Here is a 13,775-nt window from a genome sequence, read left to right on the forward strand (position 1 = left end):
GAACCCGCAGGCGTCGGCGAGGGCTTCGGCCTGGCGGGTGGCGGGGGTGCGGTCGTCGTCGGCGGTGCGCGGCCTGGCGCCTGCGTCGATCAGGGTGGCGATGGCGTCGAACATCGCGGCGTCGTCGTAGCGGCCGGCGAGCCGCCCGCCGGTGCCGTCGGGGTTGCGGTGCAGGTGCAGCTCGTTGACCGTCGGGCGGGGCCGGTCGTCGGGTTCGGGGCCGTCGGCGTCGAGGGCGTCGACGAGCCGGGTGCCGCGGACCTGAAGCTCGCCCGGTGTGCAGTCGGGGATCCAGGTAGCGAGCTGGGTCTCGGCGCCAGCCCACACCTGCGGGGTGAGACGGCCGGCGGCGTCGCTGCCCAGGACGCGGGCGACGGCCTCGACGTGGCGCAGGCTCGCCGCGCCGGTGTCGAACGCCTGGGCGGTGGCGGGCAGGCGGGGCGGCAGAGCGGCGCCGTCGAGGCCGATGCGGGGCCGGACCTGCTCGGCCGCGGTGAGTCGGCGCTTCGCGTCGGTGCGTTCCCAGCCCAACAGATCACCGAGGGCACCGGCGGTGGAGCGGTAACCGCGTTCGGCGAACGTACCGCGGCGTTCCAGGTCGGCCAGCGCGCCGACGACGACCTGGTCGAGCCGGCGCGCGGCGCCCTCGGCGAGGGTGAGTGCGGAGATCAGCTCGGCGTCGCCCGCGCCCGGTCCGGTCGCGGCGGCCAGCGCGTCGACCGCCTCGGTGAGGAGGCGGTGCGCGAGGGTGAGCGGGCTGTCCGGCACCTCTTCATGATACTCGAACGCAAGTTCGATAACTAGTGGAGACCGGCAGTTCAGACGGCCTTTCCCGCGGTGCGATCGACGTGGACCGAGCTGTCGGCGGCACACCCGGACGGCGCCGTGATCGCCGGTCCCGACCCGCGGTGGTGGACGTGGGCGGACGACCGCGCTGACGCCGCCACCGCGCTCCGCATCTGTTGCCGGGGTAGACGACCGGGCGCTGGAGGGGGGATCAAGTTCGCCGAGGCCCTGTCGCATCGGCTCGCTCAGGGCGGCACCGCGGCCCGGCTCGCCGATCTCGGCGGAGCTGTCACGTTCTGGCGAAGCCGGTGCGGTTCGCCGCACCACCCGGTGACCTCCGTCGCCACCTGTCCCCAGTCCTGCATCAGGACTGCCGGAACATGGGCGAGGGCACGGGGGCCGTGCAGCACCGCCGAGGTATCCCGTAGTCGCCGCGGCAAGGCTGGTCCTGCCGCAGCCGTTTGGCCCCCATGCGACCGTCACGCGGAACCAGCGTGTCGATGCTGCCGGTCCCGGACACCCATCACCTGCGCCCGGTGAGCACGTCGTGCACATCGGCATCGTCGGTCGGGCGCAACCCCTCGATCAGCGTGACCAACCGGCGTCGGTCGTGCTGCTTGCTGGACCTGTACCCGGTCGATCTCGTCCTGCACACGTTCGGCCAACTCGGCCTACGTCACGGCCGAGAGCGACGTCGTTCCCCACCGGTGCCTCCACGGCGATCACCTGTTGTGCTGGCTCGGTGACCTAGCGTGCCATTCGTTCTAGGAACTCCTGCGTCTCGGGGTCGGTCGAGTACACCGCGGTCGCCTTCATCCCCCGGGTCAGCAGCACCTTGTAGGTGTTGCGGACCAGCGCGGGGAACTCCTCCTCGGTCGCCCGCCTCACCTGCCCGTCGTGGGACCGGTCCCGCCGCGCCACCCAACGGTCCCCGCGGCGCACGAAGTCGTCCCCGATGATCACCCCGGACCAGTCGTACTCGAAGCCCTGGGCCGTGTAGATGCACCCGACCTGGCCGAACCCCCGCGGATCGCTCGCCCAGAAGTGCGACGCCGGGGCGCCCGGGACCGAGCCCTTGTCCTTCGCGTTCCACGGGCGCCGCCAGTCGCCGATCACCACGTCGTCGACGAGGCGCTTGCCGTTCTCGTCGCGGACCGGGTCGCTCCACGGCCAGCAGTAGCCTGCCGCGATCCGTGCGGTGTCGTCGCCGCCCGGGTTCTGGGCGAGCAGCCAGGACTCCAGTGCGCGGGGTGTGGGCAGGGCCGCCACGCGGTAGCTGTCCTGCGCGCCTTCGGTGAGGGCCGACCAGGCGATCGGGGGCAGCTCGACGAGGCCGAGCAGCCGCAGCACCCACTCCTCGTAGAACTCGGAGCCGCCGCACCGGTACTGCCCTTCCAGTCGTACGACGCGCACGCCGCAGCCGGCGGCCGTCGCGGCGGCGGTGATCTCGGCCTCGGTGCCCATCTCGCCGGGGCGCACGACCTGGTGCTCGTCGAGCAGGAACACCGGCACGCGCGCGATGTCGATCAGCTCCTGCACCTGTGGCTTCGCGGCCGCGCGTGTCGCTGCGCGGGTGAAGCGGTTGACGCTGGTCTCGCGGATGCGGTGTGCCTCGTCGCAGATCACCATGTCGAGCGAGTTCTTCTGCTCGCCGATGAAGCTGTTGAAGTAGACGAACATCTGTTGGACTCGCGTGCTCCGGGAACCGATCACGATCTTGCGCAGGGTGCTGGTGAACGAGCTGGACCCGGTCGCGTGCATGACCCGTCGCCGGTCACGGAACAGGTCGCCGAGCAGGCTCAGTGCCACCACGCTCTTTCCCGATCCCGGTCCACCGAGCACGATCACAACGGTCTTGGTGTTCTCGTCCCTGGCCAGCTCGACGGCCTGCTTCACCGTGGAGTACGCCACCTGCTGCTCGTCGAGCAGCACGAACTGCTCGCGGTTCTTCACCTCCGCAGCGGCGTGCTGCAGCAACTGCTTGGACGGGGTGGTCGGGGCGGCGAGCAGCTCGTCGGCGGCCCGGCGGGCGCCCGGGCGGGTCCGCTCATCGGTGCTGAGCAGGGAGCGGAGCAGGTCGATCAGGGCCTGGCGCTCGTCGCGGGTGTAGAGCCGTCCGTACTCGTCGAGCGTGTAGCGCCGCAGCCGCCAACCATCGGCGCCTGCGTTGTGCAGGTACGCGATCCCGTACACCCCGTCCGCCTCCCGGGCGAGCATCGGCGTGAAGTCGACGAGCTGTCGGCAGTAGCGGCGGACCTGTTCGGCCGGGTGCAGGACGGGCTTGTCGCCGTACTGGGGGACGCGGACCAGGTCGTCGCCCGCGGACTCGGCGGTGGTCCACTGCTTGAGCTCCACCAGCACGTAGGACGGTCGGCCGGTGGTCGGGTGCACGCCGCACAGCAGCGCGTCGACCCTCTTCGGGGTATAGGGCAGACGATGCTCCAGAAGCACCTCGACGTGCCCCAATCCGGCGTCGACCACGTCGGCCAGGAACGGGGGCAGGCTGTTCTCCCAGGATCGGACCTCGCCGACGCCGGTGGCGGCGTCGAAGCGGACACGGGCCTGCTGTGCGAGCAGTTCGTGCAGCTCCTTCGCCTCGGCCTTGCCCAGCAGCGAGCGGGCGTCATCACGGACCAGAGCCACTCGGATTCCCCCACGAGGCACGCGTCATCGGCGTGCGGGTGGGGGCAGCAACGAACTCGCGTTCGGTGCCCGTCGGGCCGCGAGAGGGACTCTAGGGCAGTGGTGGGAAGCGCGACTCGTTGTGCTCGATCTTCTGCTCGGCGGCGGCGACCGGGTCGATGCCGCAGACGTCGGCGAAGCGGACGAGGTAGATCAGGACGTCGGCGACCTCGTCGGTGACACGCTGGCGCAGTTCCGGACCCCAGTTCTCGGACGCGGCGTCGGTAGGGAGCCACTGCAGTTCCGCGCACAGCTCGCCGACCTCGCCGCTCAGCGCGAGCAGCAGGTTCTTCGGGGTGTGGTGGCGTTCCCAGTCGCGGGCGGCGGCGAAGGTGCGCAGCCGTCCCGCCAGGTCGTCGACGCCGGTCACGGGTTCGGCGTGCCTGTGGGTGGCAGATCTGGCCAATGCTCCGCCTCGTCCACCACGTCAACCTCGGTCGGTTCGAGGACGGTCACCCTAGGGCACCCTCCCGTGTCGGGCCGAAAGGTCGCCCATGTCGGGGATCCGCCTGTGCCCTAACCGAGGCCGTCGACGGCGTCGCCCAGGGACGGACGGGCGACAGGTGAGGTTGGCGCCTCGCCAGCTGCACGCCGGACAGGCACGATCGCCCACCATCCCGGGGCGCCGTCGGGCAGTCGCGTCCGGAGCCGGGCGAGTGCTCGGTGCTGCGCGAGCGGGACGGCTGGGTCTCGTCGCTCGCGGGAACCCACGGCGGGCGGTGTGGACCGGGTCCCGGGGGAAGCCGATGTGTCGGTAGATTCGCCACACGTGTCGTCCTTCCGGTTCTCCAATGTCCTGCGCGGCGTCGCGATCGGTTCGGTCGAGGTGGTGCCCGGGGTCAGCGGCGGCACCGTCGCGCTCGTCGTCGGGGTCTACGAGCGCCTGATCGCCGCGGCGTCGCACCTGGTCTCGTCGGCCCGGGCGAGCGTCGACGTCCCCCGCGGGCGCGGCTGGGCCCGGGCGCGCGCGGAGTTCGTCCGCGTGGAGTGGCCGCTCGTGCTGGCCGTGCTCCTCGGCATGGTCGCTGCCGTGCTGGTGGCCGCCCGGTTCCTGCCGCCGCTGATCGAGGCGCACCCGGTCGCCACGAACGCGCTGTTCTTCGGCATGGTTGCCGCCTCGGTCGCCGTGCCGGTGCTGGACCTCGGCGGGCTGCGCGGGGCCCGGGAGTGGGGGCTGGTCGTCGTCGGGGCGGCCGGGACGGCCCTGGTCACCGGGCTGCCGCCGGGTGACTTCGCCGAGCCCCCGCTGTGGATCGTCGCCCCCGCGGCGGCGCTGGCGGTCTGCGCGCTGGTCCTGCCCGGACTGTCCGGGTCGTTCCTGCTGCTCGCGATGGGCCTCTACGAGCCGACCCTGCGTGCCGTCGACGACCGCGACCTCGCCTACGTCGGCACGTTCCTGCTCGGCGCGGTACTGGGGCTCGCGTTCTTCGTCAAGGGACTCGAATGGCTGCTGGTCCATCACCGGCGCACCGTGCTCGCGCTGATGACCGGGATCCTGATCGGGGCGCTGCGGGCGCTGTGGCCGTGGCAGACCGAGGACCGCGGGCTGCTCGTCCCGGACGCCGGCTGGCCCGCGATGCTCGGTGTCGCGCTGGTGGGGGCGGTGCTGGTCGGCGTGCTCGTCGCGGTCCAGGTCCGGATGCAGCCCTCGACCGGAGCGCACGCCCGCCAGCACGGATGACCGGCGGCGTCGCCCGTGTGGCGGCTGACGTGCACGGCCATCGTTGATCGACTGGTGTCATGCCGCACGAGCCCGTCACCGATCCCACGCTGGGCATCCCGGTCGACGCCCCGGACGGCGCCGCCGCCGCGCACCGCCTGGTCAGCATCGGCGACTCGCTGACCCACGGCTTCGCCAGCGGCGCGGTGTTCGACACCGACCTGTCGTGGTCGGCGATCGTCGCCCACGAGCTGGGCTGGTCGGGCCTGCGACATCCGCGCTACCCGGGCGTCGGCGGGCTGCCGCTCAACATCGAGTACGTGCTGCGGGACCTGGAGGAGCGCTACGGCCTCGGGTTCGACTGGTGGGAGGTGCCGGGCGCGCTGTTCCGGCTGCGGTCGGTGATGGACGAGATCGAGGACCACTGGGAGCGCGGTCCGGGCTCGCGCGTGCCGACCGTGCGCGAGGCGATGCACGTGCTCGCCGTCTACGGCTGGGACCTGCGCGACGCGCTGGACCGCACCGCCGCCCGCGCCCTGTCGGAGATCCGCCCGCCGACCGACGACCTGGTCGACCAGCTCGTCTCCGACAACGCCTCGCGGGCCGCGCTGCGGGTGCTGCCCAACGCCACCGCGGCCGACCGGCGCCGCACCGTCTTCGACGCGGCCAGGCAGCTGGGACGGCAGGGCGGGATCGAGACGCTCGTGGTGTTCCTCGGCGCCAACAACGCGCTCGGCGCGATGACCGGCCTGGACGTCGTGTGGAGCGAGGACGGCTACGACTCCCTCGACACGAAGGGCCGGTTCACCGTCTGGCGGCCCGAGCACTTCTCCGCCGAGCTCGCGCTGGTCGAGCAGCAGGTGCGGCGGATCGCCGCGCGGCACGTCATCTGGTGCACGATCCCGCAGGTGACGATCCCGCCGATCACGCGCGGCGTGGGGGACAAGCCGCCCGGGTCGAGGTACTTCCCGCACTACACCCGGCCCTGGATCGGTGACGACGAGTTCGACGTGCGCCGCCACCGGTCCGTCACCGGGGCCCAGGCGCAGGCGATCGACGACGCCGTGGACGCCTACAACGCGGCGATCGTGGGCACCGTCGCCGACGCGCGGACCGCCGGCCGCGACTGGTACGTCTGCGACGTCGCGACGATGCTCGACCGCCTCGCGGTCCGGCGCTACTCCGACGACCGCGCGCGCCCCGCCGGCTGGACCCGCTACGTGTTGCCGCCCGAGCTGGCCGCCCTGGACCCGGTGCCCGACGTCCGCTTCCTCACCACCGACGACGACGGGGCCCGCGCCACCGGCGGCCTGTTCTCCCTCGACGGCACGCACCCCACCACCGTCGGCTACGGGCTGCTAGCCCAGGAGATCATCCGCGTCATGGAGGTGGCGGGCGTCGAGTTCCGCCTCCCCGACGGCACACCGCGGCCCGGGCCCGTCACCGTCGACATGGCACGGCTGGTCCGCCGCGACACGCTGCTCACCCACCCGCCGGGCAACATCGGGTCCGGCCTGGACGTGCTGGGCTGGGCCGACGAGGTGGCGGGTCTGTTCGGGTCAGCCCTGCCCTTCTGAGGGGCCCTGCCCGCCCGGGGAGCCCTGCCCTTCCGGGGAGCCCGGGCCACCGGGGCGGTCCTCGGGCGCCACCCCGCGCCACGGGAGGACGTACCCGCCGCGCAGGACGCCGTCCCAGCCGGTGGCCACCGCGGAGATCCCGTCCAGCACGGCCTGGTCGTGGGTGTCGCGGGTGCCGATCGAGGTGGCGTAGAGCAGGTAGACGAACACGCCGCGCGCCTGCTTCCCGCGCTCCTCCGCGTTGTTCTCCAGCTCGGCGAGCACGGCGGGCATGAGCCGGGAGACCAGCAGGTTCACCCCGGGCGATCCCTGCTTCGCCAGCTCGTGTGCGCCGTCGACGACGCGCGCACGCGCCGCGGCGATCTCGTCGGTGACGTCGGGTCGCTGGGCGGGCGCGAACCGGCGGGACGCGTCGATCGCGGCGAACAGCCGTGACACCAGCTGGCCCGCGTGCTCCTCGCCGTAGCCGCTGCCGGGGTTGGACGGCGAGAACAGCCAGTCGACGATCGCGTCCAGCAGCACGATCTCGCATGCCGGTAGCTCGTCGCCGGTGAGTGCCGTGAGGCCCCGGATGATGTCGTGTTCCCACGCCTCGTCGCTGGTGGCGGTCATGCCCCGACCCTAGTGGGGGACGGCGGTGTCGGGGGAAGAGGTCCGGGGCGGGTGGCGACACGGTCCGGCGCCGGTGGAGGGGAGACTGGTCGGTGTGCGTCGCGATCCGGACCTGCCCGACCTCACCGGCACCGTCGCTCTCGTCACCGGGGCCGGCGGCGGGATCGGGTCGGGGATCGCACTGCGGTTCGCCGCCGCGGGGGCCGCGGTCGTCGTCGGCTACCGCAGCAGCGCCGGTCGGGCGGACGCCGTGGTCGCGCAGATCCTCGGCGACGGCGGTCGGGCGGCGGCGGTGCGCGCCGACGTCACCGGGCCGGAGGGCTGCGCCGCGCTCGTGGCCGCCGCGGTGGGCGGGTTCGGGCGCCTCGACGCGGTGGTCGCCGCCGCGGGCGTCCAGCCGGTCGCCGAGATCGCCGGGACCTCCGTCGCGGACTGGCGCGGCGTCGTCGACACCAACCTGACGGGTACCTTCGCGACCGTCCGGGCTGCGGCCGCCGCCATGACGGGCGGCTCGATCACGGTGATCGCCTCGATCGAGGGCGGCCGCCCGGCCCCGGCGCACGCCCACTACGCGGCTTCCAAGGCCGGGGTGATCATGCTCGCGCGCAGCGCCGCGCTGGAGTTCGGGCCCCGCGGGATCCGGGTCAACTCCGTCTCGCCGGGTCTGGTGGCCCGGGCCGGGCTGGACGCCGAGTGGCCGTCGGGCGTCGCGCGGTGGCGGGCCACCTCGCCGCTGGGCGAGCTGGTCTCGGCGGCCGAGGTCGGGGACGCCTGCGTGTTCCTCGCCTCCCCGATGGCGCGCCGGATCACCGGGCACGATCTGGTCGTCGACGGCGGCATGGGGGTGGCGCCGCCGTGGTGAACCCGCGGGAGCTGGCCCGCACGCTCGGGCTGGAGCCGCTGCCGCAGGAGGGCGGCCTGTTCCGCCGCACCCACCTCGACGCGCACTCGTCGGCGATCTACTTCCTGCTCGTCGCACCGGAGTTCTCCGCGCTGCACGCGCTGAGCGCCACCGAGACCTACCACTGGTACGCGGGCGCGCCGCTGCGGATGCTGCTGCTGCACCCCGGCGGCGGGATCGAGGAGCCGGTGCTGGGCACGGACATCGCCGCGGGGCAGCGGCCGCAGCACGTCGTCGGGGCCGGCACGTGGCAGGGCTCGTCGTCGGCGGGGGAGTGGACGCTGGTCGGGACGACGACGGCGCCGCCGTTCGCGTGGTCGCGCTTCCGCCTGGGCGACCCCGCCGACCTGGCCGCGCGCTACCCCGCGGCCGCCCCGAGGATCCGGGAGCTCACCCGCCCCCCGTGACCCACCGGCCGGACGAGTGGGACCTTCGTACGAACCTGTCGGACGGGAGTCCCACTCGTCCGGTGTCGGGCGTGCTGGCCTAGCCTCCCTCGGGTGGAGACTCCGGTCGGGCTCGTCGTCGGCACCGAGGACTCCACGCCCCTGCAGTTCTCCGCGGCACTCGCACCCGAGCAGTACCTGCAGCTCGACGACGTGGTGGTCACGGTGCGCACGGTGCCCGGCTTCGGGCCGGTCGCCACCTCCGGCATCGTCACCGAGGTCCGGGCACGCCACGAGGGCGCCACGTTCGGCTCCGACGTCTTCCTCATCGCCGACGGGGTGCTGCCCGCGCAGGTGCAGGAGATCGCCGAGATCATGACCACCCGCGTCGACCCCGAGTGCTACGTGCCGCCGCTGCCCGGTGCGGCGGTGCGCCGCGCCACCGGCGAGGAGCGCGCGCAGGCGCTGTACTTCGACCAGATGGACCTCAAGGTGCCCGTGGGGCTTGGCCGCGACGGCGAGCCCATCTACCTCAACCTGGAGTTCCTCGACGGCACCCGCGGCGGGCACGTGTCGATCAGCGGCATCTCCGGGGTGGCGACGAAGACCAGTTTCGCGCTGTTCCTGCTGTACTCGATCTTCCGTAGCGGGGTGCTGGGGCGGCGGTCGGTGAACGCGAAGGCGCTGGTGTTCAGCGTCAAGGGCGAGGACCTGCTGTTCCTCGACCACGCCAACCTCAAGCTCGACGACGACCGGCGGGCGGCCTACGCGCGGCTGGGGCTGCCCGCCGCGCCGTTCTCGTCGGCGGGCTTCTTCGCCCCGCCCACCCCCGACGACCCGTCCGGGCGCCCGCACGTCACCGGGCGCACCAGCGGGGTGTCGGCGTTCTGGTGGACGCTGGCCGAGTTCTGCGCCCAGGAACTCCTCCCGTACGTGTTCGCCGACGCCGAGGACGAGCGCAACCAGTACACGACGGTGATCCACCAGGTGGCCGCCCGGCTGCGGTTCGCCGCGTCCCCGGCCGCCGACGGCGCCGTCACCATCGAGGGGCGGACCCTGCGCAGCTACGACGCGCTCGTCGAGTTCGTCACCGACCGGCTCGGCGACGAGGACAGCCGCCGCGACTGGGCCGGCCCGGTCACCGGCACCGGCACGATCAACGCGTTCCTGCGGCGGCTGCGATCCTCGCTCAAGCCGCTGCGCACGATCGTCCGCGGCGATCTCGCCGACGCACCCGGGCGGCGGGTGAGCACCGAGAACCACCAGGTGACGGTCGTCGACCTGCACAACCTCCCGGAGCGCGCGCAGCGGTTCGTGGTGGGCGTGGTGCTGGCCGCGGAGACCGCCCGCAAGGAACAGGCCGGGACGGCCGGGCTGCTGTTCACCATGATCGACGAGCTGAACAAGTACGCGCCGCGCGAGGGGAGCAGCCCCATCAAGGAGGTGCTGCTCGACATCGCCGAGCGCGGCCGCTCGCTGGGCATCATCCTCATCGGCGCGCAGCAGACGGCCTCGGAGGTGGAACGCCGGATCGTCTCCAACTCCTCGGTCAAGGTGGTCGGCAGGCTCGACCCGGCCGAGGCCGGCCGCCCCGAGTACGGCTTCCTGCCGCCGTCGCAGCGCTCCCGTGCGGTGATCGCCAAGCCGGGCACGATGTTCGTGTCCCAGCCCGAGATCCCGGTGCCGCTGGCCGTGGAGTTCCCGTTCCCGGCCTGGGCGACCCGGCTGTCGGAGAGCGCGGGACCCCCGGCCGGGGCGTCGCCGAACGGCAGCGCGCCCGCGGGCCCCCGCGACCCGTTCGCCCGCCTGCCCGCCTCCCCCGACGAGGACGACGACGCGCCGTTCTGACCGGTCTCACGCCACGACGACGACCCGCACCCCGACCGCCTCGTAGGTGAGCTTCGCGCGGCCGTCCCGCGTGGCGAGCGCCGCCCCGTGCTCGACGGCGGCCAGTGCCACGAGCGCGTCGTACGCGGCACCACCCGCGACGCCGAGTGCGCTCAACGCCTGCGGCAGCCGTCGGGACGTCTCCGGTCCGAGCACCAGCGTCGATGCGAACCGCTCGTCGAGCAGGCGGGCCGCATCGGCCGGGGCGAGCCGCAGATCGCCGGGCAGGCGGGTGAGCACCGAGTACGTCTCGAGTGCGGCGTGCCCGCTCAGCGAGACCTCCCGGCCACCCCACCATCGCACGACGGTGTCGTGCGCACCGTGCGTCTGGACCACCAACGGAACGGCCACGCTCGTGTCGAGAGCGATCGGCGGCGTCACCGCCTGCCCGAGTCGATCAGTCCGAACACGTCGTCGTCGTCGATGGTCGTGTCGCCGGTCGCGACCAGCACACCGTCCTCCTCCACCAACCGGGCTGTGCGGCCGGTCGGCACCAGCTGCAGCCCCGCTCCGTAGCGGGAGATGTCGACGGTCGAGCCCGCGGTCAGCCCGAGGGCGTCCCGCAGCGGCTTCGGCACGACGATCCGCCCGACGGCATCCACAGTGGCCTCCACAGGGACAACGCTACCAGCGATCTCCCAGTCGCCTGCCGACCACGCGCTCGTCGCACACCGCGTGGTTTGCCGCAGAGCGTGCACCGTGTGCGAGGAGCCGGAAGGTGTGCGACGGGCGACCGGTCAGCTCGGCATCCCCCCGTGCAGGCAGAAGGTGGCGCCGAACGGGTCGGTGACGATGCCCATGCGGCCGAACGGGGTGTCGGTCGCCTCCATCAGCACCGTGCCACCACCCGTGGCGCAGGCCGCGAGCGCCGCGTCGACGTCGGCGACCATGAAGTAGGGGACCCAGTGGCTCGGGGTGCCCTCGGGGGCGCCCATCATGCCGCCCATGCCGCCTGCGACCTCCCCGTCGACGGCGAAGGTGACGTAGTCGTCCGGGGCGCCGGGGACGGCCCCGAACGTGTGGCCGAACACGGCGGCGTAGAACTGCTGGCCGGCCTCGGGGTCGGTGAGGCGGGCGTCCTCCCAGATCAGGGAGCCGGGCGCGTTGTAGATCTCGGCGCCGATCATGCCGGTCTGCTGCCAGATGCCGAACGCGGCGCCGGACGCGTCGAGCGCGACCGCCATGCGCCCGTTGCCGGGGATGTCCATCGGGTCGAACAGCATCGTGCCGCCGTTCTCGGCGACGAGCTTGGCGGTGGCATCGGCGTCGTCGCTGGCCAGGTACACCGTCCACACCGAGGGCTGCTCGGGTCCCTGGGTCGGGCCGATGGCGGCGGCGGCCTTCCCGTCGACCTGGGCGATGGTGTAGTGGCCGAACTGCTCGCCGGTGTCGACGAACGACCAGCCGAGCACGGGCCCGTAGAAGGCGGTGGCCGCGGCGACCTCGGGAACCGCGAGGTCGACCCAGCAGGGCGTGCCGGCAGGCCAGGGGGTGCTGCGAGTGGGCATGGGATGCTCCGAGCTGCGAGGAAGTGGGACGGCGCGCAGCCTCCCACCGACCCCCGACGGAATTCGCCATCCGTTCGGGTCCCGCCGGTCCGCCCGGCGGCCGGGGCCGCCGGACGGACCATCGGTCAGCCCAGGCCGTAGATCGTCGTGCTGGCGCTCACCTCGTGCGAGAGCACCACCAGCGGCCGCTTCGTGGGGCTGTCCTTCGCCTCGACGAACAGCACGCCCTCCGGGCCGAGGTCGATCGACTCCTCGGCCGTGGCGGCGCCGAAGTCGCGCCCGTTGGTGTAGGCGACGAAGACGGGCTTGCGCGGGTCGGTGACGTCGTAGGTCATGAACCCGCCGACCCGTTCCAGCCCGACGAACGCGTAGGTGCGGCCCTTCCAGGTACCCACGTCCATGCCCTCGGGCTCGGGCCCCTTGTCGTCGCTGCGCGAGTCGAACGCGTCCGGGCCGGACTCGTCGTTGTTGGCGTTGAACCCGTTGCGCCCCAGCACCTCGGCGGTGATCCGCTCGAAGTCGCTCCCGGAGTCGTAGACGGGCTCGCCGCCGGCGGTGTAGGCGGAGAACGAGCGGCCGCCGAACGCGTGCAGCTGCGCGAAGCAGCCGCGGGCCTCGTCGAACCCGTTGACGGTGGTGATGTTGAGCCGGCCCAGGTTCTCGTCGAGCTGCAGCTCCGCGGCGTCGGGGTACTCCTGCGCGCACAGGGCCACGTCGGCGACCCGCTCCTCCTCGCTGAACGTCTCGTAGTCGCGGGCGTCACCCTCGTTGGCGGTCAGCACGAACGTCTGGCCCCTGGACCGGACCGTGGAGACCGAGTCGGGCATCGGGATGCCCAGCACGTCCCAGTTCCGGATGGTGATCTCTCCGTCGTCGTTGCTGGCGTCGAACGCGTTGCGCTCGTCGTTGCGGTCGATGAAGCCCAGACCCACGACGTCGGTCAGGGTGCCCTTGCGCAGGTCGATCACGGCCAGCGCGTTGTTCTCCTGCAGGCTCACCCACGCGGTTCGGGAGTCGTGGGAGAACGCGATGTTCTCGGGCTCGACGTCCTGGGCGATGCTCGCGCCCGGGCCGAAGATCCGCGTCGAGTCGTCCACCTCGGTCACCGAGCCGAAGCCCACCTCGCGCACGGAGAAGTCGCGCACGTCGATCAGGCTGACCGAGCCCTCGGGGTCGACCGAGTAGTCGGCGCTGGGCTCGCCCTCGTTGGCGACGACGGCGGTGCGCCCGTCGGGGGAGAACAGCAGCGCGTCGGGCAGGAAGCCGACCTCGGCGGTGCCGCGGACCTGCAGGCTCCTCGCGTCGAGGAAGACCGCGGTGCCGCGCGCGGACTGGGCGTCGTCCGGGCCGGTGGCGACGCCGACCAGGCCGCGGGCCGAGCCCACGCCGGTCAGGCCGGTCCCGAACTCCGACAGGTCGACCTGCTCGACCAGGGTCGGGGCCGCGGGGTCGGCGATGTCGATGACGTCGAGGGTCGTCTCCGAGCCGTTGACGACGAACAGCCGCTGCGTGCCCGGATCGTGGGCGACGATCTCGGCACCGCCCGCGTCGAACTCGGCGTTCGGGGCGGTGTAGCGGCCCAGCTCGGTGATCTGGAGTCCGGGTCGGCCCCGGTCGGCAGGGGGGCCTGCGGCGGCGGTCGGGAGGACGACGAGGGGGAGCGCGAGGGCCAGTCCGGCAGCCAGCGCGAGGGGGCGCAGTGTCATCTGTCACCTTCCGGGTGAATCGGGCAGCGCACGGTCGCAGAGCGAGACGAACGACGGGTGAACGCCGGGC

At 73.0% G+C, this 13,775-nt stretch carries 13 protein-coding genes; 5 read left to right on the forward strand and 8 right to left on the reverse strand.

Annotated elements, in window-relative coordinates; all coding sequences use genetic code 11:
* The 3 genes from Q1K26_RS24145 to Q1K26_RS24155 all read right to left on the reverse strand — a co-directional run.
* On the reverse strand, window positions 1–768 hold a 768-nt coding region (locus Q1K26_RS24145; protein ID WP_300017473.1), incomplete at its 3' end, for a DUF222 domain-containing protein.
* A gap of 765 nt (window positions 769–1,533) precedes the next feature.
* Window positions 1,534–3,429 (reverse strand): DNA/RNA helicase domain-containing protein, encoded by a 1,896-nt coding sequence (locus tag Q1K26_RS24150; protein WP_300017476.1) that lies wholly within the window; start codon window positions 3,427–3,429, stop codon window positions 1,534–1,536.
* 91 nt (window positions 3,430–3,520) lie between these two features.
* Entirely contained in the window at window positions 3,521–3,838 is a 318-nt protein-coding gene (locus Q1K26_RS24155; RefSeq protein WP_300017478.1) for a nucleotide pyrophosphohydrolase, read from the reverse strand.
* A 399-nt stretch (window positions 3,839–4,237) separates the two neighbouring features.
* Between Q1K26_RS24155 and Q1K26_RS24160 the strand changes: the two genes are divergently transcribed.
* Complete coding sequence (locus tag Q1K26_RS24160) at window positions 4,238–5,149, forward strand: DUF368 domain-containing protein (RefSeq protein ID WP_300017481.1); 912 nt, start codon at window positions 4,238–4,240, stop codon at window positions 5,147–5,149.
* A gap of 59 nt (window positions 5,150–5,208) precedes the next feature.
* Window positions 5,209–6,705, forward strand: coding sequence for a hypothetical protein (locus Q1K26_RS24165; RefSeq protein WP_300017484.1), 1,497 nt, complete (start codon window positions 5,209–5,211; stop codon window positions 6,703–6,705).
* On the opposite strand, the gene Q1K26_RS24170 is transcribed toward Q1K26_RS24165, so the two are convergent.
* Window positions 6,688–7,317, reverse strand: a complete 630-nt coding sequence (locus Q1K26_RS24170; RefSeq protein WP_300017487.1) for a hypothetical protein — start codon at window positions 7,315–7,317, stop codon at window positions 6,688–6,690. The two genes, Q1K26_RS24165 and Q1K26_RS24170, sit on opposite strands and share 18 nt — an antisense overlap.
* Before the next feature lie 94 nt (window positions 7,318–7,411).
* Here Q1K26_RS24170 and Q1K26_RS24175 point away from each other — a divergent pair, with 94 nt between their 5' ends.
* From Q1K26_RS24175 to Q1K26_RS24185, 3 genes are all read left to right on the forward strand, one after another.
* The gene (locus tag Q1K26_RS24175) at window positions 7,412–8,179 is read left to right on the forward strand and encodes an SDR family oxidoreductase (protein ID WP_300017489.1); all 768 of its coding nucleotides are present in this window, start codon (window positions 7,412–7,414) and stop codon (window positions 8,177–8,179) included.
* Window positions 8,173–8,625, forward strand: coding sequence for a cupin domain-containing protein (locus tag Q1K26_RS24180; RefSeq protein ID WP_300017492.1), 453 nt, complete (start codon window positions 8,173–8,175; stop codon window positions 8,623–8,625). Before Q1K26_RS24175 ends, Q1K26_RS24180 begins: the two co-directional genes overlap by 7 nt.
* A 93-nt stretch (window positions 8,626–8,718) precedes the next feature.
* A complete protein-coding gene (locus Q1K26_RS24185) occupies window positions 8,719–10,452 on the forward strand; it encodes an ATP-binding protein (protein WP_300017496.1) in 1,734 nt (577 codons plus the stop codon).
* Window positions 10,453–10,458: 6 nt separating this feature from the next.
* Here Q1K26_RS24185 and Q1K26_RS24190 read toward each other — a convergent pair whose 3' ends face one another.
* The 4 genes from Q1K26_RS24190 to Q1K26_RS24205 form a co-directional block, all read right to left on the reverse strand.
* On the reverse strand, window positions 10,459–10,872 hold the full coding sequence (locus Q1K26_RS24190) for a type II toxin-antitoxin system VapC family toxin (RefSeq protein WP_300017499.1): 414 nt from the start codon (window positions 10,870–10,872) through the stop codon (window positions 10,459–10,461).
* Complete coding sequence (locus tag Q1K26_RS24195) at window positions 10,869–11,105, reverse strand: AbrB/MazE/SpoVT family DNA-binding domain-containing protein (protein WP_300017502.1); 237 nt, start codon at window positions 11,103–11,105, stop codon at window positions 10,869–10,871. The genes Q1K26_RS24190 and Q1K26_RS24195 overlap by 4 nt, the downstream gene beginning before the upstream one ends.
* Window positions 11,106–11,228: 123 nt before the next feature.
* On the reverse strand, window positions 11,229–11,999 hold the full coding sequence (locus tag Q1K26_RS24200; RefSeq protein ID WP_300017505.1) for a VOC family protein: 771 nt from the start codon (window positions 11,997–11,999) through the stop codon (window positions 11,229–11,231).
* Window positions 12,000–12,124: 125 nt separating this feature from the next.
* Window positions 12,125–13,705 carry a choice-of-anchor I family protein gene (locus Q1K26_RS24205; RefSeq protein WP_300017508.1) on the reverse strand — a complete coding sequence of 527 codons (1,581 nt, stop codon included), beginning with the start codon at window positions 13,703–13,705 and terminating at the stop codon, window positions 12,125–12,127.
* Window positions 13,706–13,775 lie beyond the last annotated feature (70 nt).

It is taken from the genome of Pseudonocardia sp., from assembly GCF_029263155.1.
GTDB lineage: Bacteria > Actinomycetota > Actinomycetes > Mycobacteriales > Pseudonocardiaceae > Pseudonocardia.